Source organism: Pseudoalteromonas sp. OANN1 (genome assembly GCF_024124685.1).
Lineage (GTDB): Bacteria > Pseudomonadota > Gammaproteobacteria > Enterobacterales > Alteromonadaceae > Pseudoalteromonas > Pseudoalteromonas piscicida.
In genome coordinates, this window is the sequence record NZ_JAMXSE010000021.1 from 68,255 (window position 1) to 90,508 (window position 22,254).

The 22,254-nt window shown below is 44.3% G+C and carries 20 protein-coding genes; 12 read left to right on the forward strand and 8 right to left on the reverse strand.

The window, feature by feature from the left end; all coding sequences use genetic code 11:
- The first annotated feature begins 5 nt into the window (after positions 1–5).
- The 6 genes from NH462_RS16795 (at position 6) to rlmM (ending at position 5,207) form a co-directional block, all read left to right on the forward strand.
- Positions 6–1,256 (forward strand): DUF819 family protein, encoded by a 1,251-nt coding sequence (locus NH462_RS16795; protein WP_010607347.1) that lies wholly within the window; start codon positions 6–8, stop codon positions 1,254–1,256.
- 10 nt (positions 1,257–1,266) lie between these two features.
- The gene (kdsA, locus tag NH462_RS16800) at positions 1,267–2,121 is read left to right on the forward strand and encodes a 3-deoxy-8-phosphooctulonate synthase (RefSeq protein ID WP_010370475.1); all 855 of its coding nucleotides are present in this window, start codon (positions 1,267–1,269) and stop codon (positions 2,119–2,121) included.
- Positions 2,122–2,206: 85 nt separating this feature from the next.
- The gene (locus NH462_RS16805; protein ID WP_010370478.1) at positions 2,207–3,112 is read left to right on the forward strand and encodes a transcriptional regulator GcvA; all 906 of its coding nucleotides are present in this window, start codon (positions 2,207–2,209) and stop codon (positions 3,110–3,112) included.
- Complete coding sequence (locus NH462_RS16810) at positions 3,109–3,747, forward strand: alpha/beta family hydrolase (protein ID WP_253106744.1); 639 nt, start codon at positions 3,109–3,111, stop codon at positions 3,745–3,747. Before NH462_RS16805 ends, NH462_RS16810 begins: the two co-directional genes overlap by 4 nt.
- Complete coding sequence (locus NH462_RS16815; protein ID WP_017217933.1) at positions 3,740–4,108, forward strand: DUF423 domain-containing protein; 369 nt, start codon at positions 3,740–3,742, stop codon at positions 4,106–4,108. The genes NH462_RS16810 and NH462_RS16815 overlap by 8 nt, the downstream gene beginning before the upstream one ends.
- 13 nt (positions 4,109–4,121) lie before the next feature.
- Positions 4,122–5,207, forward strand: a complete 1,086-nt coding sequence (rlmM, locus tag NH462_RS16820) for a 23S rRNA (cytidine(2498)-2'-O)-methyltransferase RlmM (protein WP_045961995.1) — start codon at positions 4,122–4,124, stop codon at positions 5,205–5,207.
- 129 nt (positions 5,208–5,336) lie between these two features.
- Here rlmM and pilB read toward each other — a convergent pair whose 3' ends face one another.
- The 7 genes from pilB to nadC form a co-directional block, all read right to left on the reverse strand.
- Positions 5,337–7,013 (reverse strand): type IV-A pilus assembly ATPase PilB, encoded by a 1,677-nt coding sequence (gene pilB / locus NH462_RS16825; RefSeq protein WP_128725960.1) that lies wholly within the window; start codon positions 7,011–7,013, stop codon positions 5,337–5,339.
- A 109-nt stretch (positions 7,014–7,122) separates the two neighbouring features.
- The gene (coaE, locus tag NH462_RS16830; RefSeq protein ID WP_253106746.1) at positions 7,123–7,752 is read right to left on the reverse strand and encodes a dephospho-CoA kinase; all 630 of its coding nucleotides are present in this window, start codon (positions 7,750–7,752) and stop codon (positions 7,123–7,125) included.
- Between the two features lie 9 nt (positions 7,753–7,761).
- Positions 7,762–8,640: an A24 family peptidase gene (locus NH462_RS16835; protein ID WP_253106749.1), complete on the reverse strand. Its 879-nt coding sequence runs from the start codon at positions 8,638–8,640 to the stop codon at positions 7,762–7,764.
- A gap of 134 nt (positions 8,641–8,774) precedes the next feature.
- Positions 8,775–10,007: a type II secretion system F family protein gene (locus NH462_RS16840; protein WP_253106751.1), complete on the reverse strand. Its 1,233-nt coding sequence runs from the start codon at positions 10,005–10,007 to the stop codon at positions 8,775–8,777.
- A 3-nt stretch (positions 10,008–10,010) separates the two neighbouring features.
- Complete coding sequence (locus NH462_RS16845; protein WP_253106752.1) at positions 10,011–10,484, reverse strand: prepilin-type N-terminal cleavage/methylation domain-containing protein; 474 nt, start codon at positions 10,482–10,484, stop codon at positions 10,011–10,013.
- Complete coding sequence (locus NH462_RS16850) at positions 10,471–10,893, reverse strand: prepilin-type N-terminal cleavage/methylation domain-containing protein (RefSeq protein WP_253106753.1); 423 nt, start codon at positions 10,891–10,893, stop codon at positions 10,471–10,473. Before NH462_RS16850 ends, NH462_RS16845 begins: the two co-directional genes overlap by 14 nt.
- A 659-nt stretch (positions 10,894–11,552) precedes the next feature.
- Entirely contained in the window at positions 11,553–12,395 is an 843-nt protein-coding gene (nadC, locus tag NH462_RS16855; RefSeq protein WP_099031224.1) for a carboxylating nicotinate-nucleotide diphosphorylase, read from the reverse strand.
- A 1,371-nt stretch (positions 12,396–13,766) separates the two neighbouring features.
- On the opposite strand from nadC, the gene ampD reads away from it, so the two are divergent.
- Positions 13,767–14,309, forward strand: coding sequence for a 1,6-anhydro-N-acetylmuramyl-L-alanine amidase AmpD (ampD, locus tag NH462_RS16860; RefSeq protein ID WP_253106754.1), 543 nt, complete (start codon positions 13,767–13,769; stop codon positions 14,307–14,309).
- 6 nt (positions 14,310–14,315) lie between these two features.
- Positions 14,316–15,167 carry a beta-lactamase regulator AmpE gene (gene ampE / locus NH462_RS16865; RefSeq protein WP_130164706.1) on the forward strand — a complete coding sequence of 284 codons (852 nt, stop codon included), beginning with the start codon at positions 14,316–14,318 and terminating at the stop codon, positions 15,165–15,167.
- 72 nt (positions 15,168–15,239) lie between these two features.
- Here the strand turns inward: ampE and NH462_RS16870 are convergent, their stop codons facing one another.
- Positions 15,240–17,741, reverse strand: coding sequence for a PilZ domain-containing protein (locus NH462_RS16870; RefSeq protein WP_253106755.1), 2,502 nt, complete (start codon positions 17,739–17,741; stop codon positions 15,240–15,242).
- 128 nt (positions 17,742–17,869) lie between these two features.
- On the opposite strand from NH462_RS16870, the gene radA reads away from it, so the two are divergent.
- The 4 genes from radA to pepP all read left to right on the forward strand — a co-directional run bounded on the left by radA (position 17,870) and on the right by pepP (position 22,252).
- A complete protein-coding gene (gene radA, locus NH462_RS16875; protein ID WP_010370516.1) occupies positions 17,870–19,240 on the forward strand; it encodes a DNA repair protein RadA in 1,371 nt (456 codons plus the stop codon).
- A 15-nt stretch (positions 19,241–19,255) separates the two neighbouring features.
- Complete coding sequence (locus tag NH462_RS16880; RefSeq protein WP_039491968.1) at positions 19,256–20,179, forward strand: DUF945 family protein; 924 nt, start codon at positions 19,256–19,258, stop codon at positions 20,177–20,179.
- Between the two features lie 196 nt (positions 20,180–20,375).
- Entirely contained in the window at positions 20,376–20,939 is a 564-nt protein-coding gene (locus tag NH462_RS16885) for a UPF0149 family protein (RefSeq protein ID WP_026000986.1), read from the forward strand.
- Between the two features lie 2 nt (positions 20,940–20,941).
- Complete coding sequence (gene pepP, locus NH462_RS16890) at positions 20,942–22,252, forward strand: Xaa-Pro aminopeptidase (protein WP_253106757.1); 1,311 nt, start codon at positions 20,942–20,944, stop codon at positions 22,250–22,252.
- The last annotated feature ends 2 nt before the right edge of the window (positions 22,253–22,254 follow it).

A 22,254-nucleotide genomic window follows, 5' to 3' on the forward strand; every position in this document is an offset into this window, starting at 1 on the left:
GATTTATGGAGCAAAGCGCTGCGCTCGTTACCAATAACGCGGTAATTATGGGCCTATTGGCCGTTATTCTGGGATTTGTTTTTTACACATCGAGTCAAAAAAGCGGAGTTTGGGCAAAGTTTTACAAGTACGTGCCAGCGCTGTTGATGTGTTATTTCTTACCATCGCTGTTAAATACCTTTGGTATCGTAGATGGCAACAATAACGATGTTTACACGGTAGCAAAGTATTATCTGTTACCCGCTTGTTTGGTGCTATTGACACTAAGTATTGACCTAAAATCGATAGCGGCTTTGGGTAAAAAGGCAATTATCATGTTCCTAACGGGAACGGTGGGTGTGGTGATTGGTGGCCCAATTGCGCTTTTACTTACTGCTACCTTTATGCCTGAGCTACTTGGCGTAACTGGTCCAGAAGCCGTATGGCGTGGTATGGCCGCGCTTGCAGGAAGCTGGATTGGTGGTGGTGCCAATATGGTGGCGATGAAAGAGATTTACGGCGCAGGTGGAGAAATTTTCACCATCATGGTAACGGTTGATATTGTTGTCGCAAACTTGTGGATGGCGTGCTTGCTCTATATGGCGGCGCGCAATAAAGAAATTGATGCGCGAACAGGGGCGGATACTTCTTCAATCAATCGCCTAATTGACAAAGTACAAGCATTTGAAGCAGAGCACGCAAGAAAACCCGAGCTCAAAGATTTGATGATCTTGGTTGGTTTTGCTTTTGGTGCAACGGGGCTTGCGCATTTTGCTGCGGACTTACTGGTGCCATTTTTTAGTAGTAACTACCCAGAGCTGAAGAAGTTCTCTCTTCACAGCAAACTGTTTTGGATCATAGTCCTCGTTACGACCATAGGTCTGGCACTTTCGTTTACCAAAGCACGTCAATATGAAGCGGTTGGCGCGTCAAAAATTGGCTCAAGCTTTTTATATATTTTAGTAGCAACCATTGGTCTACACATGGATATCACTAAAATTGTTGAGGCGCCTAAATACGTCGTTATTGGTGTTATTTGGATGGCCGTGCATGTTGGTTTGTTATTTATCGTTGCTAAATTAATTAAAGCACCTGTGTTTTATGTTGCCGTTGGCAGTAAAGCAAACATTGGTGGTGCGGCATCTGCGCCGGTGGTAGCCTCGGCGTTCCATCCAGCGCTTGCTCCGGTAGGTGTATTACTGGCGGTGCTTGGTTATGCCCTTGGTACTTATATGGCTTGGTTATGCGGACAATTGCTTCGTGTAATAGGCAGCTAAAGGATAAAAAATGAATACAGATATTATTAACGTTGCGGGACGAGAAGTCGCAAACGATAAGCCGTTTGTACTGTTCGGTGGAATGAATGTGCTTGAGTCTCGTGATTTAGCAATGCAAATCGCAGAGCATTACGTTGAAGTGACGAGTAAGCTTGGGATCCCATACGTATTTAAAGCGTCATTTGATAAAGCCAATCGCTCGTCAATTAACTCTTACCGTGGCCCTGGTATGGAAGAAGGCTTAAAGATTTTTGAAGAAATCAAAAAGACCTTTAATGTACCGGTGATCACCGATGTACATGAGCCATTCCAAGCAAAACCCGTAGCAGAAGTTGCTGATGTGATCCAATTACCTGCATTTCTTGCCCGTCAAACTGACTTAGTTGTCGCTATGGCAGAAACTGGCGCGGTGATCAACGTGAAAAAACCACAGTTTTTAGCGCCACACGAAATGCGTCATATCATTAAGAAGATCAATGAAGCGGGCAATGACAAAGTTATCCTCTGTGAACGCGGTAGTAGCTTTGGTTATAACAACCTGATCGTGGATATGCTCGGCATGGATGACATGAAGCGTATGGCTCCAGTGATTTTTGATGCGACACATGCGCTACAGCGTCCAGGTGGTCGTAGCGACTCTGCCGATGGCCGCCGTGCTCAGGCTGCTGAGCTTGCTCGTAGCGGTATGGCGCTTGGGTTAGCTGGACTCTTTATTGAAGCGCATCCGAATCCAAATGAAGCTAAGTGTGATGGTCCTTGTGCATTGCCATTGGCTAAACTTGAAGGCTACCTACAACAGATGAAAGCGGTAGATGAGCTAGTTAAGAGTTTTGCGCCACTGGACACCAGCGCAGCTGATTTATAATCTATACCCAAGCGACCTCATAATTAGATGTTGTTTGGGGATTTTACTTGCCCGCGGTTAGCGGGTTTTTTATAGGCATGAATGAATGTCACGACGAGTTCCACCATTAAATGCATTAAAAGCCTTTGAGGCGGCGGCACGACACCTGAGCTTTACCAAAGCAGCGGAGGAGTTGTACGTCACTCAAGCTGCGGTTAGTCATCAAATTAAAATCTTAGAAGAACATCTAGGTTTAAAACTGTTTTTGCGAAAAAATCGCTCCTTACTGTTAACCGAGGAAGGGCAGGGCTATTACCTCGATATTAAAGATATTTTTTCACAATTAATTGATGCGACTGAAAAGCTCCTAGCGCGAGGCGCAAAAGGGTCGTTAACGGTGAGTTTGACGCCGAGCTTTGCAATTCAATGGTTGGTACCAAGGCTGAGTAACTTTAATGAGTTGCACCCTGAAATCGATGTACGGATCAAAGCCCAAGATCACGACGATAATTCGTTAACGGATGATGTTGATGTCGCGATTTACTACGGTCGTGGTAACTGGAATGGGGTGCAAACCCATAAGCTACATACCGAGTACTTTGTGCCATTATGTAGCCCATTTTTGTTAACGGGCCCCAAACCGCTCAATCAGCCAAGCGATTTAGCGCAGCATACTTTGCTCCATGACACCACGCGTCGCGCTTGGAAGGCATGGATGAAAACCGCAGGGGTCAGAAATGTAGCGGTAAATACCGGGCCTATCTTCAGTCACTCTTCTATGGTGTTACAGGCAGCAATTCACGGCCAAGGCGTGGCGCTGGGCAATAGCGTACTGGCAAGACCAGATATAGATGCAGGGCGACTGGTTATTCCGTTTAGTCACCACCTTGAAAGTAAAAATGCCTATTACTTGGTATTTAGAGAGTCGCAGTCAGAGCTGGGTAAAATAGTTTCATTCAAAGAATGGATGCTCGGTATGGTAGAACACGAACAAGAGTTAAATAGTTTATGAGCGCAGTAAATATTGAATGGCACTATGCTGAAAACCCAGTTGCACAGTTTATTTTTGCCCATGGTGCAGGCGCAGGAAGCGATAGCGATTTTATGCAAGAAATGGCTAAATTGCTTGCTTCTAAGGGCGTTCAAGTTGGGCTCTTTGACTTTGAATATATGCAGCAAGCTAAGCAAGAAGGGAAAAAACGTCCACCAGAGCGTGCCCCTAAGCTACTCGCGTATTTTCAGCAAGTACTGGCAGCAGTAGAGCCAAGTCTACCGCTCTTTATTGGTGGTAAATCAATGGGCGGGCGTATGGCATCTATGCTGGCCTGTGAGGCCACTGTAAAGGCGGCTGGAGTACTTGCGTTTGGCTATCCATTCCATCCGCCTGGTAAGCCGGAAAGGCTCAGAGTGGACCATTTTCCTGAGTTGAAATGCCCGCTGCTCATTTTGCAAGGCGAACGTGATACCTTTGGCAACCGCACAGAGGTTGATGCCATGTGCTTTCCAGAGCAAGTCATGGTGAAATGGCTCAAAGATGGCGACCATTCACTTAAGCCACGTAAGGTGAGTGGTGTAAGCGAGTCAGAGAGCCGCGCGAATGCCGCCGTGATAGCGGTGAATTTTATTAAGGAGCGCTGTCATGGCTAAGCTCTACTTGATCATTGGCAGCGTGTTTTGTTTATTGTCTGTGGCACTGGGCGCGTTTGCCGCTCACGGTCTCAAAGGACGCTTGAGCGACTATGCCATTGGTATTTTTAATACGGCGGCGCAGTACCAAATGACTCACGGCCTTGCCATTATTGCCACTGCGTTTTTAATCAAATGGGGCCTCAAGGTACAAGTTGCTGGTGGTTTCTTTATTGCTGGTGTATTGCTATTTAGTGGTAGTTTGTACTTACTTGCCTTAACAGGTATGAAATGGCTAGGGCCAATCACCCCAATCGGTGGTACCTGTTTTTTAATTGCTTGGATTTTATTGATAGTTCAAGCTGCTAAATCTTCCTTTTAATCTAGAGAATCTAATGTCGAGTATCGTTATCTATTGTCGCGGTGGTTTTGAAAGTGACGCCGCAGCCGAAATTAATCATTATGCTGCAAAGCATGGAATTGCTGGCTACGTAAAAGCTAAGCCGAATACTGCTTTTGTAACATTTGAGTGCTTTTCGCCAAATGATGCTGAGACCTTAGCGAAGAAAATCGACTTTAAGAAACTGGTGTTTGCAAGGCAGTGGTTTGTTGGCACTTTACATACTCATATGCCGATTGAAGACAGAGTGAGCGTGATAAAAGCGGCGGTGGAAGGCTTTCCTTTGTGTGGTGAGCTGCGCGTTGAAACGCCAGATACTAACGAAGGAAAAGAACTTTCTAAATTCTGTAAAAAGTTTTCAACCCCTTTGTCTAAGGCGCTCGAGAAGCAAAATAAGCTGACTCGTGAGGTAAAACCTGCTAAGCCTGTGTTACACGTATTGTTCCTTGCCAATAACACCGCTTATGTCGGTTACTCGTTTAGTGATAACAATTCGCCATTTTTTATGGGGATCCCGCGTCTGAGAATGCCGTCGGACGCACCAAGCCGCTCGACGCTAAAATTAGACGAGGCATTCCATGTCTTTGTGCCTAAAGACCAGCAAGAGACTCGTGTGCGCGCTGGGATGCGAGCCGTTGATTTAGGTGCTTGTCCCGGCGGTTGGACATACCAGCTGGTACGCCGTGGCATGTTCGTAGCCTCAATCGACAATGGCCCGATGAATGATGACCTGATGGAAACGGGACAAGTGAAGCACTATCGTGAAGATGGATTCAAATATCGCCCAGAAAAGCGCAATATTGATTGGCTGGTGTGTGATATGGTCGAAAAGCCAACACGTGTTGCTGATCTGATGGTGGACTGGGTGGTGAATGCGTTTGCTCGAGAGCTGATCTTTAACTTAAAGCTACCGATGAAAAAACGCTTCGACAGTGTGTATGAATGTCTTACGCTTATCCATGAAGAGCTACAAAAGTACAATGTGGATTATGAGATCCAAGCAAAACACCTATATCATGATCGTGAGGAAGTCACGGTACATATTAATGTGCTTAAAGTACCGCAAAATTTGTATAGCTGATTTGTAGGAGCGATTTCACATCGCGAGTTTTTTCATCAATCTCGCCGCGTAAAGCGACTCTCACATCGATGTTAGCTTAGTTGTAGGCGCGATTTCACATCGCGATCTTTTTGTCTTAATCAATCAGTCTTAATAACTTGTTACGCGGTTGATTTCTGTAAGCGATGTCACCCCAGCGGCGGCTTTTTTCAGGCCAGACTTACGTAGGTTATCAAAACCTAACTGCTCTGCTTTTTCGGCAATCTCAAGAGAATTGCCCCCTTCCATGATCAGGTGTGAGAGCTCTGGCGTGATTTTTACCACTTCATAAATACCCACACGGCCTTTGTAACCATCGGTGCAGTGTTCACAGCCTTTAGGCGCAAAAAGGGTAATCTCTTTAATTTGCTCTGCAGTAAAGCCTTGCCCTAGCAAGGCTTCTTCCGGCAGCGTTTCAGGTGTCTTACATTTAGGACAAAGGCGTCTTGCGAGACGCTGGGCGATAATCAAACTCACCGAGCTTGCTACGTTATACGCCGGCACGCCCATGTTTAATAGACGGGTGAGCGTTTCAGGCGCAGAATTGGTGTGCAGTGTACTCAATACTAAGTGACCGGTTTGGGCGGCTTTTATTGAGATCTCAGCGGTTTCAAGATCACGGATCTCACCAACCATTACCACATCCGGATCCTGACGCAAGAATGCTCTCAAGGCATTGGCGAAAGTCATATCCGCTTTGGTATTGATTTGTACTTGGTTAATACCCTCAAGGTTTATTTCGACAGGGTCTTCAGCCGTGCTGATATTGCGCTCTGGCTGATTAAGAATATTCAAGCCAGTGTAAAGTGACACGGTTTTACCGGAACCCGTTGGACCGGTTACCAAAATCATGCCCTGAGGCTGCTCTAGTGCGTCGAGGTAAAGCTGCTTTTGCTCAGGCTCATAACCTAGCACGTCAATGCCGAGCATAGCGCTGGACGAGTCTAGAATACGCATTACGATTTTCTCGCCCCACATGGTAGGCAGCGTACTCACACGAAAATCGATACTTTTGCGCTCGGAGATCTTTAATTTAATACGGCCATCTTGCGGTTTGCGTTTTTCCGCTATGTCTAAGTGTGCCATCACTTTGATACGGGCGGCGAGGCGAGTAGCCAGTGTGTTTGGTGGACTTGCCATCTCATGCAGCAGGCCATCGATACGAAAGCGCACGCGGTATTTTTTTTCGTAGGGCTCAAAGTGTAGATCCGATGCGCCTTTTTTTATCGCGTCCATTAAGATTTTATTGATATAAACGATGATTGGTGCATCGTCTTTGTCTTCATTGGTGGTTTGCTGCTTAGGCTCGTCATCAACTTCTAAGTCGGCAAATTCTTTAAATTCTTCTTCAGAAATCGAAAGGCCGCCCGTTGCATCAAACAGCTGGTCAATCTTTGCTTCGAGTTTTTTATAGTCGGCAACTAAGACTTCACACTGTAATCCAGTACTAAACTCAAAGTTCTCAAATGCGCCAAAATCAGTAGGATCGGAAGCCGCTACATAGAGTTTTCTACCTTTTTGTACCAGCGGTAAAATATGGTGCTTACGGATCAGCTTTTCTTTGACTAGCGCCGGTGGAATTTCACTAACGTTAAAGTGATCAAGATTAAAAAAGGGCACCTTGAATAAGTCTAGGCATTCTTCTGCTAGCTCTTTGGAGCTCATTCCTGAACTTAGGCAAATTAACTCGGCGGTGGTGTTTGCTTCTGACTGGCGAGACTTTATTTGCTCAGCAGTGACTCGCCCTAATGTAATAAATTTACGCAGTAGCGGGGAATGATGTTCCATAGTACCTCTTTGCCTTCACATTGAATGCATATTCAATATTTATCATTAAGTTGGAAAAATGCCAAGTTATCACTGTGAGTGTAGATTAAGTTTTACAGCCAAGTCTAGCCTAATTATTTAGTCTTACTTTCACTTTTGCTAGATTGATAAACTCACTGTGTAATCTATCTGTCTCTTGCAGGCTTTCAAGTAGCGGTCGGTCGTTGTCTAGTATGTAGTCCGCTTTTGCTTGTTTATCTGAGCGCGGTAACTGCGACTCGATAATACGGTTTACTTGCGCTGCATCTACCGAATCACGGCTAATTGTTCTCGCGATTTGCGTATCAACAGCGACATCAACAAGTAAAGTGGCGTCGCAGTACCGCTCTAAGCCATTTTCGAACAGCAGAGGCGCCGCTAAAACCACGTAATCGCTTTGCGCTGCGTTTAACTGCGTGAGTATTTCATTACGGATAAGCGGGTGAAGTAGCTCATTAAGCCACTGTTTTTTAGCTGCATCAGCAAAAATAATGGCTCTTAACTTAGCTCTATCTAAGTTGCCGTCCGGCTGTAAAATGGCACTGCCAAACTCATCAGTAATTGCTTGTAGCCCTGTACTGCCTAGCGCGACTACTTCTCGTGCAACGATATCGGCGTCAACAACCTCTATCCCTTTTTGCTGCAAGTGGTTAGTGATGGCCGTTTTACCCGCACCAATACCGCCCGTCACCCCTAAAATCCAATTATTCGTTTTTAGCATTGTCTTACTTTACATTATTAAGTTTATGTACCACAGCTGCAGCTGCTCGCCGTACATTAATGTGATCCAGCCTGCAATGGCTAAGTAAGGGCCAAACGGAATAGGCGTGGCTTTATCTCGGCCCTGAACACTTAATTGGATACTACCAATAATTGCGCCGACTAGGCTTGAAAGTAGCACTATGGTTAGAATTGCTTGCCAGCCCATCAATGCACCAAAGATGGCTAGCAGTTTAAAGTCGCCATAGCCCATGCCTTCTTTACCTGTGAGTAATTTAAAGAGCCAATACACGCTCCATAAACTCAAATAACCTATGGCTGCGCCGATAATGGCATCATTGGGCTCAATGCCAATACCAAAACAACTGGCAACCAGTACTAACCATAAGGTTGGTAGCGTTAACTGATCTGGCAGCAACATTTCGTCGATATCGATAACCGTAAGTGCGACTAATACCCAAGTAATCAAAATGTACAGAGTGGCTTCTAAAGTGGCACCAAAATGCCACGCAACCCATGTGGAGAGTAGGGCGGTTGTTAGCTCTACCAAAGGATAGCGTACCGAGATTGACGCGTCACAGTGGTTGCATTTGCCTTTTAATAATAGCCAGCTGATCAGTGGAATGTTTTGCCACGCTCTAATCGGCGCTTTGCAGCTCGGGCAATGAGAATTTGGTTTTACTAAATTAAATACGGGGGCTTCATCGGTTTGTGTTGGTAGCTCATCAGCGAGCAGCACACGACATTCTGACTGCCAGTTCTGTTTCATCATTTTAGGTAAGCGAAGAATAACCACATTGAGAAAGCTACCGATGCAAAGACTGACGAGTCCGACGGTGAGTAACCAATACCATAGCTGGGTTTGCATCAAGTTGATAATATCTTGCATAAGTTGGGCGCTTGCTTATATTTTTTTGTTTAAATTACCGAGGCATGCTCGGTATAGGTTTTTGCAGTTTACCACACAGCACTATTGAGAGGCACAGCACTGCACCTCTTAATAGTGTAATTTTGTGAACAAAATTAAATAACTGAACCTAGTTGGAATATCGGTAAGTACATGGCGATAATCAGGCCACCGATCAGTACGCCGAGTACCACCATAATTAATGGTTCTAATAGGCTAGATAGGCCATCCACCGCATCATCGACCTCTTGCTCGTAAATGTTGGCAACCTTTGCCAGCATACCATCTAAAGAGCCTGATTCTTCACCAATAGACACCATTTGCACCACCATATCAGGGAATACTTTGGTGTTATGCATTGCCCAGTGCATTTGGTTACCCGAGTTAACCTCTGCTTTTATTTCTTTAATTGCGTTTTTATAAATAATATTGCCTGAAGCACCAGCAGCAGAATCGAGTGCATCACCGAGGGGAACACCCGCTGCAAAGGTGGTCGAAAGCGTACGAGCATAACGCGCCACCGCCGCTTTTTTCAGGATCTCGCCGATAACAGGCAAACGTAAAATCATACGGTCGTTAAAATGCTTTACCGCAGGACTGCGAATAAGCATTTCTTTATAGGTATAACCAAAAAGGCCAATACCAAGCACAAATACCCACCAATATTCCTGCATAAATTCGGAAATTGCGATAACCATTAGCGTGAAAGCGGGGAGTTCTGCACCGAAGCCGTTAAATATATCTTGAAACTGAGGGACAACGAAAATAAGCAAAATACCAGTTACAATTAAAGCCACAGCAATAACAGCGATTGGATAAAATAACGCTTTTTTTATTTTAGACTTTAGTGCTTCTGATTTTTCTTTGTACAGAGCTACTCGATCAAAAATAGTATCTAGTGCTCCCGATTGTTCGCCGGAGTGAACAAGATCACAATAAAGTTCGTCGAAATATCTAGGATGAGCACGCAGTGACCTAGCAAGAGGTTGCCCTGCTTTAACTTCATCGCATATATGGCCAATTAGCTTTGAGAGGCTTTTATTTTTAATTCCTTTTGATAGCATCTCTAGGGTTTGTACCAAAGAAACACCAGCCATCAACATGGTGGCAATTTGCCTTGTGGTAGTCGCAATATCTGCGGCGGTTATTTTCTTTGCGCCACCAAAACCAAAAAGAGGCTTTGGTTTTCGTTTTACTTTTGACGGAATAACGCCTTGCTTGCGAAGTTGAGCTTTCACTAACGCGACACTCTGACCTGTCATTTCACCTTGAAGTTTTTTTCCTCGGTTATTAACACCGGACCATACAAAAGTATCTAGGTTGTTTGCGTTATTTTTATCTGATTTCATGGCTTAGCAGGTGCCCTCAGCGATGCAAGTACTAGATGAATTTAGAACCCAAATGATAGTGTTGTTGCTTTCAGAGCCTTCAAGAATGTAGTTGTCATTTGTACCATTCGATGCGCTGGGGTTTGCAACCCCTGTAATTTTTATTGTTGTGTCAAAGCTTAATTGAACAGATTTAACATGTATTGATGTATTAATTGATTCAGGTGAAATACCAAGTTTACTGAGGGTATTACAGTTTTCTAACTGATAATTACCTCTAGTTACAAAGCAAGTTTCTACGCCTTTTTTAGCGGCTTCTACTGCAAGGATAACTTCCACGAATCTAGCTTTCTTAAACTTGTTATCATACAAAGGGATAGCGATACTCGCTAAAAGTGCAATAATCGCGATTGTGATCATAACTTCTAGCAACGAATACCCAAGGCTATAAGGATAGCCTTGGTATTTATTACAGTTTGCTTTGTTAGCAAAGACCATTTGCTATACAGTCACCAGTTTGTGCCCAAGTCAATGAACCATTTGCAACTGTTGGTGTGAGAATAAATGTTCGAGCGTCGACTGTGGCTGCTCCTGTCGCAGTAATCTGAGCTGCTGGGTTATCAGTTATTTCAACTGAAGCTACTTGAGTCCCTGCAGCAGCACCATTAGCATCAAGGCCGATTTCGGCAGCACTATCACAATTAGCTAAATCACCAGCGCCACGAGTTTGGAAGCAAATATCAACGAGCTGTTTTACCGATTCAGCCGCCAAAACTACTTCAGTAAAACGAGCCTTCTTGGTGTAGTTTTGATAAGCAGGCAGAGCTACTGCTGCAAGAATACCGATGATTGCGATAACAATCATTAGTTCGATTAGGGTAAAACCACCCTGTTGTTTTTGAGTCATGATGTGTCTCCTAAATTTTAAGTGACTTAACCATAATAGGTTTAAGTTAAGCGTTTATTAAAACCTTTGCAATAATTACCAATCCATCGAATCAACAAACTGGTGTGCTCAAATTTACTTAACGGTGACCAAAGGATGAAACCAGTAGATGGCTTCAAGTTCCTACAAGCTAGGCCCGTTAAATTTGTGACCGGTCCCTAATCAACTAAGAGTGTAGCACCGATTTAGTTTCAGCGATCACAATTAACATTTACTTTAATAGTAAACGCTGAGCTCAGCAATTGAATTTTAATAATAAATTATTGATTCTCTTGCGGTAGCTCAAGCTTTCCTAATATCGGTTCAAAAAACGAACGGAATTAATCGTTACTGAACATTAAGATCTTGTTACACTCTAGTTCTTTTGTCGTATTTAACGGGTTTTAAGTAGGTTTGTCAACGAAATAGAAAACTTTCTCTATTACGGAGGGTTACAGAGTGAGTGCAACATTATTTGCTGGTACAAAGTGGTATTCTTTTTAAAAATGAAAAATCCGATATCTTAAGGAGCGGAAAAATCAACTGAGGTGAGTGATTTACTGGTTACTTGATAGCACTATAAAAAAAGAAAGGGCCCGGCAATCAGCCCTATCAGAGCGCTTTTTTAAATTTAGCGAAAGTTATTCGAAGCGCATCGACAGGTCGATGCTTTGTACATGTTTGGTCAGTGCGCCGCTTGAAATAAAATCAACACCGGCTTGTGCGTAAGTCGTCAAAATTTCAATGGTCATGTTACCAGAGACTTCCAGTTTGGCTTTGCCTTGCGTGATTTCAACCGCTTGTTGAATTTCACTTACACTGAAGTTGTCCAGCATAATAATATCGCTGCCAGCATCTAAGGCTTGTTGTAGTTCGCCTAGGTTTTCTACTTCAACTTCCACCGGCTTGTCTGGGTGGTTATTACGCGCAGTCGCAACGGCTTTTGCGATACTGCCGCAGGCGGCAATGTGGTTTTCTTTAATAAGATACGCGTCGAATAGACCAATTCTATGATTTTTACCACCGCCACATTTAACGGCGTATTTTTGTAGCGCTCTTAATCCTGGGATGGTTTTACGTGTATCTAGCAGTTTAGTTTGCGTACCGCTCAGCACTTCAACATATTTTGCTGTGGTGGTTGCCGTGCCCGATAGCGTTTGTACAAAATTAAGCGCCGTGCGCTCAGCGGTTAGAATCGCTCTTGCTGAGCCGCTAGCGGTAAACAAGCGAGTGTTGGCGGCAACAAAATCGCCGTCGTTCACAAGTACGTTGACGCTAACACTTGGGTCGACCTGCTGAAAAACTTCCTCGATTAACGCCTTGCCAACGAACACACAATCTTCCCTTGTGATCACATAGGCATTTGCTTGCTGCGTTTCTGGGATAAGGGCTGCGGTAATATCACCTTCGTTTGGTGTTTGATAATTAAGGTCTTCGTCTAGCGCCTGCTTTACCAATTGGCTGATAAGATTTTGGTCAATCATAGGTTGTCTTTTCATTTTTTCTGCAATGTCCGAATTTTACGCGCGTTTGCCTAGGAGTACAATTGATGGAGAAGAATTCACGAAATTTGGCGAGGTGGCTTTGATTTCGCGGGGTAAACCCGCTGCTACGTGTATGCGTTGTTTGCTGTGATTTTATGTAGAAACGAATGTGTATTTTTGTAGCAGCGACTTTATGTCGCGACAGCGTGTTTGAAATACAAAGCCGTGTTTGTAAAGAATGAGTTGACGGCCAAAACGGAGGTCGCGGGGTAAACCCGCTGCTACGGTTATGTATTGCTTGCTGTGACTTTATGTCGAAACCCTTGTGTGTTTTTGTAGCAGCGACTTTATGTCGCGACAGAGTATTTGAAGTGCAAAGCTTTGCTTGTAGAAAACGAGTTGACTGCCAAAATGGAGGTCGCGGGGTAAACCCGCTGCTACGTGTATGCGTTGCTTGCTGTGATTTGATGCCTAACGGTTATGTGTTTTCGTAGCAGCGACTTTATGTCGCGACAGAGTATTTGAAATGCGAAGCTTTGTTTGTAGCGAGTGAGTTGATGGCCAAAACTGAGGTCGCGGGGTAAACCCGCTGCTACGTGTATGTGTTGCTTGTTGTGAATTTACGTCGAAACCAATATGTATTTTCGTAGCAGCGACTTTATGTCGCGACGGTGTGTTTGATTTAAGGTGCGAATCTTTGTTTGTAAAGAATTGAATTGACGGCCAAAACGGAGGTCGCGGGGTAAACCCGCTGCTACGTGTATGTGTTGCTTGTTATGATTTGATGTTGAACCCTTGTGTGTTTTTGTAGCAGCGACTTTATGTCGCGACAGAGTATTTGAAGTGCAAAGCTTTGCTTGTAGAAAACGAGTTGACTGCCAAAATGGAGGTCGCGGGGTAAACCCGCTGCTACGTGTATGTGTTGCTTGTTGTGAATTTACGTCGAAACCAATATGTATTTTCGTAGCAGCGACTTTATGTCGCGACGGGGTCTTTGAAATACAAAGCTTTGTTTGTAGAGAGCGAGTTGATGGCTAAAACGGAGGTCGCGGGGTAAACCCGCTGCTACGTGTATATTGCTTGCTGTGATTTGATGTTGAACCCTTGTGTGTTTTTGTAGCAGCGACTTTATGTCGCGACGGTGTGTTTGAAATGCAAAGGCTTGTTTGTGGAGATTGGGGTGATGGCTACTACAGAGGTCGCGGGGTAAACCCGCTGCTATGGTTATTGTTTGCCAGCTGCAATTTGATATCGAACTGTTATGTCTTTTATGTCGCGGTACTATCGTCACATTACACATAAACCCATCCCTACCTTTTGTCTTATTTTGTCTTTATAATCGAATACAAACCAAGGCTTGGAACTAATACTTTGAATTGGCTACCCTTTGCTAAACACAAGCAATCCCCGCATTACGATGAAAGGCCACAAGCGTGCGAGATAGATTTACTGGTGATCCACAATATCTCGCTGCCTGCAGGGTGCTTTGGCACGCCATACGTGGAAGACTTATTTATGGGCACGTTGGACTGCGGCGCACATCCAACTTTTTCTGACTTAGAGGGAGTAAGGGTGTCGGCGCACTGCGTTATACGTCGCGACGGTAGCATCACCCAATACGTTCCCTTTATTGAGCGGGCTTGGCATGCAGGGGTGTCGCAGTGGCAAGGTCGAACGCGTTGTAATGACTTTGCAATTGGTATTGAAATGGAGGGCACAGACACCACGCCATATACCGAAGCACAATATGCGAGTTTAGTAAAAACAACGCGTTGGCTGCAGCAGCACTATCCAAAGCTGACGAATGATCGTATTGTAGGGCACAATGATATTGCTCCTGGAAGAAAGACAGATCCGGGGGCTGCATTTGATTGGCAGCATTATTTTACCTTGTTAAATAACCATGAGAGCTAGGCAAGCATGATCTTAATTTCTATCATCATCGCGCTTATTATTGAACGACTTGGCGCGCGGGCGAACTACTGGCAAGTCGACCATTACCTGCAAAGTTACTACGCGAAAACCAAATCTTGGACTCAGCCAAATGCCATGTTAGGTTCGCATTTCGGTGTGATGCTTTGGTTAGTTATTCCTGCTTTGATCGTTGCTTTTATATACAGCCTAAGCGACTTTGTGTTTTGGCAGTTTGCAATCAATATCTGTGTGCTCTTAGTCTGTTTTGGCTGTGCAAAATATCGCAAGCTTTATAAAGGCTATTTAAATGCGCTGACCAGAGGTGATAACGAAGCGGCTACGCTTTATGCGTTGCAAATGGGGCAAGACAAATTAGAAGATGAGCCGGGCGGCGAGACGTTTGGTCAGACGCTTTCGTGGATCAACTTTCAACATTACTGCGGAGTTATTTTTTGGTTTGTGGCGTTGGGCGCACCGGGTGCTGTGCTATATGCGATGGTAAGGCAAATTGTGCATTGGCATCATGAGCAAGAAAACCCGCCGCTACAGCATGTGTTTGAGCAGTTTTGCCGGTTATTTTATTGGCTAAATTGGCTTCCGGCACGGATCGCAAGCTTTGGTTTTTTGATCATTGGTAACTTTAGTAAAGGTACATCAAGTTGGTTGAAGTATGTACTAGATTTTAAAACCACAAATCGTCAAATCGTCACAAGCACTGCACTTGCGGCTGAGCAAATTGAACAGCAGTTTTTAGGTTGTACCTTTGAAGCAAGCTGTATGATGCGCCTCGTGAAGCGCAATATTTTGTTTTATCTCGTGATTATTGCTGTATTAACCTTATTTGGTTGGGTGGAGTAGCCCTAGCTGCAAATCACACCTACCTTTATAACAATGCTCCATATACCGTAAGCGTATAGGGAGCATTTGAAATCAGTGTTTAAAGTTGGTCTCTAACCAGCGTTTTTTCTGCTCTTCCATTTTGGTAACAAGCGGCGCATCAAAGCCCATATTTCGAATCACATAATCCGTAACGTCTATCAAATCACACACCCCAGTTACTGACCAAAGCGCTTCTTCCAGGTCTTTTGCTTTGTGGATTGCATAGTGGCTTACATAGCGCAGCTCATTAGCAAGGTAATCCATATCTGGGCGGCCGGTTTTTGATACATAGAGCTGATAGACGAAGAGTAAGTCGTTGCGCAGTGCTTTTTTAGCATACAAGTACAAACTGTCAATAGACTCATCATGAGCGATAACTTGCGCACCAACCGCCTCATGTTGATTGGTTTGGCTTGGATTGAACTTAATAAACACCAAGTATTTAAGCGGTTTATCTTGTCGCGATTTCGCCTTTAGAATTTCTGTTAGCTTTTCTTCGACGAAACGCTCGGGGAAAATCGCCTTGGCGTCCAAAGTGTTATCGTCATTATCACTAAACGAATGCAATAAGTGGTGAAGGGATGTCGGGTAAAGCCCCTGTCCAATTGCTCCCACCGCATTATGTGAGGTCTCTTTGTGTAAATAAAGTGGAAACTGACAAACGGATTTAGTCACCATGTTACGCAGTGCAAGTGATAGCCCCGGCACCTTTGGTGCTTCATCACAAGCAACTAGCTTGTCTTTATTGCTCTCAATAAGGGCTTTAAAGAACCCCATGGCAGAATGGTCGAGTTGACCTATTTTCTGGACTTTCAAGTTAATGATAGTTTTAGTTTTATTGACCATCATCACTTCATAACGCAAATTCGTTAAATTATGCTGCTTCGTCAATTTTTGTAAATCAACTAAGTCCAAGTGTATCGAGTCACCTTTATTAAGCGGCATTTCTTGGCCGCACTCTATTTGTAAACCCATGACAGAAAAATCACGGGTAACACAGTTGAAAGTGCCTTGACCATCAATATGAACGACGACATTGGTTTTATAAAGATAGCGCCTGTGTGCACGCAAGTTAACGTATTCTAACGCAACCACCTCAAGTGGAGGGGGGGTGGCTGATTTGCCGTGACCGAACTTCTTTAATTGATTAACTAAGCTTTGTTCATAACTCAGACGTTGGAATCGCTCAGTGATTGACGGGTTACCGATATCTGTCAGTAACATGAGATATTTTACGTCTTGGATAAAGCCTTGCACCCTTGGCGTGGGGCGTTTATTTAGCTTTTCGACATTTTTACCTGCACTTGCAGGAAGCGAAAGTGGGATAAAGGCGTCTTCATGGTGACTTGGCATCAACTGAACTTTAAACGTGCGCCAGCTGTCTTTTTGGCTGCCAAAGGCAAAGAACAGATCGTTTAGCTGCTGCATTTCTTCCAGCTCAAAGTCAAAGGCTGAGTAAAAGTACATTTTGCCTTGACTTGAGTGAGTAAATACATGGCATACCGCTTCTTTTACCGCGCCAGAAAGCGCAAGTAGTCGCTGCATTCGTTTTTGGTTGAAGACGGAATAAAGGCCTGATTGTTTTCTTTCGTCTTCAAAGTAGTAATTGATATGGGCGTTATTTTCGTTGGTAAGCACCATGCTTGGATAAAGCTGTTTTTGTTTCTCACTGATGAAAACAAACAAAGAGCAGACGCGTGGAAAATAATACTGTTCGTAGCCTTTACAAACGACGGCATCCAAAGTGTTGTCGAGATTTATCTTATAGCGGCGTTTGTTACCGTGTATAAAACTATTTAAAAAGTCATCAAACCCTTGGTTTTTCTCGATAAATGTGCGTTTTAAGCGAACTTGGTTGTATTCAATTGTGCCGGGTTCTACGGCGACGACTTCATACTGAATACCTTCTTTCAAGCCAAGTTCAAAGTCTTGCTCGAGACCCACTAAGCGGATCGAAATAATTTGTCCGGGATCTACCTGTTGATTGGTCGGTAATTTTATTTTAGCGCCGCTGAGGGAAATATCGGAGGTAGTTGCGGAAACCTTAGGGCGGTTTTTTGCCAGTTCCACAGTGATCTTAATGGAGTAATTCATGCGCTCTTCGGAGCGGCTTTCGTACGACGCGAAACGGACTAGTTTAGTGTAATTATGATTGACCGCGTCCTTTTCTACTTCTTCTTCGCGTGCTTTGGCCTGCTTTTGCATGACCTTATAATTATTGTCGGTACTCATTACGGATTCGTAAACTGCAAGGGTATAACCCCCGTGTTTTGCGACTTCCCGCTCGAATACTTCGATTGCTAAGTCATCCATAAAGTGCTGTTTGCCTTCATATTCATAAGGCTTAACTTGACCTGCGACTTGTCCTCTGAGGTCAATAAATCGTGCCACGGGCTGAGATAGCCGCGACATTTCCATTTTTAATAGAAATTGGTCCGGCTTGGACAGGTCCGCAGTACGTTGCTTAAATATGCGATCAAAAGCCGGATCGCCAAGATCCAGTTTTAAATCCTCAATTAAGCTTTGATATTTTTGTAATCTATCTTCAGGCATAAACAGTTTTACACGCGCTCATTTTATGTGACCAGTTGGGTCACCGCCAATATTATGTCAACATTGGCGCTTTATTAGTTTATTCTTAACCTATTATTGTGTTTAAGCAAGATATATACCTGTAATTTATGGCAAAAAAGAAAACAGCATTTGTATGTAGCGATTGTGGTGCCGAATTCGCGCGTTGGCAAGGCCAATGCTCGGAGTGTAAGGCATGGAATACCGTAACGGAGTTTCGCGTTCCGTCAGCAAAATCGGTCCCTCAAGGCGGTTCAACGTCAGGCTATGCCGGCCTTGTTGAAGCTAAAGTACAAACCTTAGATGAAGTTAATCTAGAGCAGTTACCGCGATTTTCAACTGGCTTTAAAGAGTTTGACCGTGTCCTTGGTGGTGGAGTTGTACCGGGAAGTGCAATATTAATCGGTGGTAGCCCCGGCGCTGGTAAGAGTACGGTGCTGCTGCAAACCATGTGTCGCCTAGCCGAAACCATGAACACTTTGTATGTCACCGGTGAAGAGTCGCTGCAACAAGTTGCCATGCGTGCGACACGATTGGGGCTGCCTACAAATAAGTTAAAAACACTCGCAGAAACCAATGTTGAGACGATTTGCCAGCTCGCACTTCGTGAAAAACCAAGCATTATGGTCATCGATTCGATTCAAGTAATGCATATGAGTGATATTCAATCTGCACCGGGGTCGGTTTCTCAAGTACGTGAAAGCGCGGCCTATTTGACGCGTTTTGCCAAAACCAATCAGGTCGCCATTATCATGGTGGGACACGTAACTAAAGATGGCACACTTGCCGGCCCTAAGGTGCTGGAGCATTGTATTGACTGCTCTATTTTACTGGAAGGCAGTGCCGACAGCCGCTTTAGAACATTGCGTGGCAATAAAAACCGTTTTGGTGCCGTAAACGAGTTAGGTGTGTTTGCTATGACAAGCCAAGGTCTAAAGGAAGTAAACAATCCTTCGGCCATTTTCTTAAATCGTGGTGAAGCGCAAACACCAGGCTCATTAGTTATGGTTATTTGGGAAGGCACGCGGCCACTCCTTGTGGAAGTTCAAGCGCTAGTCGACTATTCACAGCTCGCCAACCCGCGTCGCGTCACTGTTGGTTTGGAACAAAATCGCCTAGCCATGCTACTTGCGGTACTGCATCGTCACGGTGGTTTGCAGGTGTCGGATCAAGATGTGTTTGTAAACGTTGTAGGCGGTGTCAAAGTGACCGAAACCAGTGCTGATTTAGCCTTAATAGCCGCACTGGTTTCAAGCTTTAAAAACCAAACCTTAGACAGGCAGCTGGTGGTATTTGGTGAGGTGGGGTTAGGAGGTGAGATCCGCCCTGTGCCAAGTGGGCAAGAGCGGTTGCGTGAAGCATCTAAGCATGGATTTACAAGAGCAATTGTACCAAAAGCAAATAAACCAAAAGAAAATATTGAAGGGATGGAAATTGTTGCCGTCTCTAGCCTTAGCGAAGCGCTTGAGGCACTTTTTTAAATAATGGAGTGAAATATGAATAAGTCCACATTAGCAGTTGCCGTTGTGGTGTTAGCAGGCGCAGGGTATGTTGGCGCAAACTATTATGTAAATGAGCAAGTGAAACAAGAGATCACCAAACAAATCTCAAGTTTTGAACAGCAAAGTGGCCTTACTGTGAGTTTTGCAAATAGCTCAGTTGATTTATTTTCTCGCGGTGTAGAAATTACCGATTTAACGATCTCACAGCCCGATGAAAAAATAACATTATTTACCATCGATAAGCTCAATATTGTCGGTTACGAGCAAGACAAAATCAGTCCTTATACCGAACTTGACCTGGTTGGTTTAAAATTAGCAAAAGAAGCAGCGGAGTTTACCCAAGGGATGTCGCCGGAGCTGGTCAATGCAACTTATCATTTAAAAACAAGTCTTGCCTATGACGATGCATCTGGCGCCAGCGAGGTGAAATTCGCAACGTCGGCAGAAGGTATTGTAAAAACCTCTTTTAATGCTGCGTTTGGAAATAGTAAGGCCTTTATGGATGCTTCATTAGCGGCGTCAAAAATTCAAGGTGATACACCAAACCTTGAGCAAGAGCTTCAAGTACAATCGCAAATGATGACAGCAATGCAATCGCTCGAATTAAAATCGCTGGCTGTTAATATTGACAATGCAGGCACCTTGCCTCAATTCATAGAAGCAGAACTTGCACAGCAAGGAATGACCAAAGATGACTTTGAAGCGGTGACAGCACAGCAGTTAATGTATTCACCGATGCCGCAAGAGTTAAAAGATGCAATCACGGGTTTTGTATCTGGAATGGAGTCGTTGTCAATTTCTGTGACCGTACCGCAAAGCCAAAATATGATGGCGCTTGGGCAACAGCTATCTTTGGCTATGGCACAAAATCCAGAAACGTTGTCTGAACTTATCAAGATCAACGCAAGCGGTAAGTAAAGCCAATCCAGCTAGTTTAACGGGATTGTGGACTTGCTCTGCAATCCCTCCACCTCTCACAAACCCATTCAATCGTCATATTAGTTTTATCAAATTGGTGAAATCTAAAGCAGCCTTGAGGTTGATCATACAATTCGTTGGAGTTGCAAAGGCTGCGGTGGTAGCATTGGAGTATCAATTGCTTGGGAATGTATTTATGAGCGAATTCAAAGACTACCAGCAAGCTCAATTGCTATTAGAAAAACACGAACTGTTTATTGCCCCTGCCGAAGTTCACGGCACCATTTCTGGGCTATTGGCCTGTGGTCTGAATATCGAAGATTCAGAGTATTTAGGACTATTGAGCGACGTATTTAACGACGGTCAAAAGTTTTCGGCGCCAATTAGAGAATTTTGCATCGACTTATATAAGCAAGTTGCCGAGCACTTTAACGACGGTGAGTTCCAGTTTGAACTGTATTTACCGCCAGAAGATGAGTCATTACATGACCAAGCTAACGCACTGATTGCTTGGGTATCAGGCTTTTTACTGGGCTTTGGTTTAAAGCAAAAAGATTACGGTAAGTTATCTGCTGATGTTAAAGAAGTGATTAACGATTTTAGCGAAATAACTAAGCTTGATACTGGTTTTGAAGACAGCAACGACGATAAAGAAGCACTGCTCGAAGTGGTAGAATATGTGCGTGTTTCTACACTGTTATGCTTTGCCGAAATGGGTAAAGAGCCCCAGTCCGTTAGCACATCAAAGACGATACATTAATTATGATAAAAAACAGCGAGTTTGTAGCACGCCGTGCGCGTCTTATTGCGGCATTAGATAACAACGCCGTAGCGATTATTCCTGCGGCCGTCGAGTTAACCCGTAGCCGCGATACTGAATTTCCGTTTCGCCAAGATAGCGACTTTTTTTACCTGACGGGATTTAAAGAGCCGGATGCGGTTTTGGTGCTCACGAAAGACAGAGACGGCAGCGCGAAGTCTACGCTGTTTTGTCGTAATAAAGATAAGGTTGCTGAGATTTGGCATGGTCGCCGGATGGGCTATGAGCAAGCTAAATCGCAACTTGAACTTGACCAAACCTTTGCGCTGAGTGACTTAGACGACGAGCTATTAAATCTCGTGAATGGTCGCAAGGTATTATTCTACGGACAAGGCACATATAGCGCCTTTGATGATAAGGTTTGGCAGTTACTAAGTACATTGCGTGGCGCACCGAAAAAGGGCTATCGCGCCCCTGAGATCATCAAAGATATTCGCCCACTCGTCCACGAAATGCGCTTATTTAAGTCGGATGCTGAAATTGCCATCATGCGTGAAGCGGGCAGAATTAGTGCTGAGGCGCACAAACGCGCGATGCAGTTTGCAAAGCCGGGCGCAACGGAATACCAGCTTGAAGCCGAAATTCATCATCATTATGCAATGAACGGTGCGCGTCACCCAGCCTATGGCACCATTGTTGGCAGCGGTATCAATGCGACGATTTTACACTATACCGACAACTGTGATGCGCTACAAGACGGCGACTTAGTACTTATCGACTCAGGTTGTGAACTTGAAGGCTATGCGGCTGATATAACTCGTACTTTCCCAGTAAACGGCCAGTTTACTGATGCGCAGCGTAAGATTTATGAGTTGGTATTGGCGGCGCAAAATGCGGCCTTTGGTGAAGTAAAACCAGGTGGTACGTTAGTTAAAGCGAATCAAGTGGCGATGACTGTATTGACGCAGGGGTTAGTGGATTTAGGCATTCTTGCGGGCGATGTTAATGAACTCGTAGAAGCGCAGGCATGCAAAGCATTTTACATGCATGGTTTAGGTCATTGGCTAGGTCTTGATGTTCACGATGTCGGTGAATACAAGTTAGATGAAGCGGATCGTCCGTTTGAAGCTGGCATGGTACTTACCATTGAGCCAGGCCTGTATTTTGACGAAGATGCGCAAGTTCCTGATGAGTATAAAGGAATTGGCATTCGTATCGAAGATGATTTGTTGGTCACCGAGTCAGGTTATGAAAACTTAACCGAACTGGTGCCAAAAACCATCTCAGAAATAGAAGCATTAATGAATAACTAGTG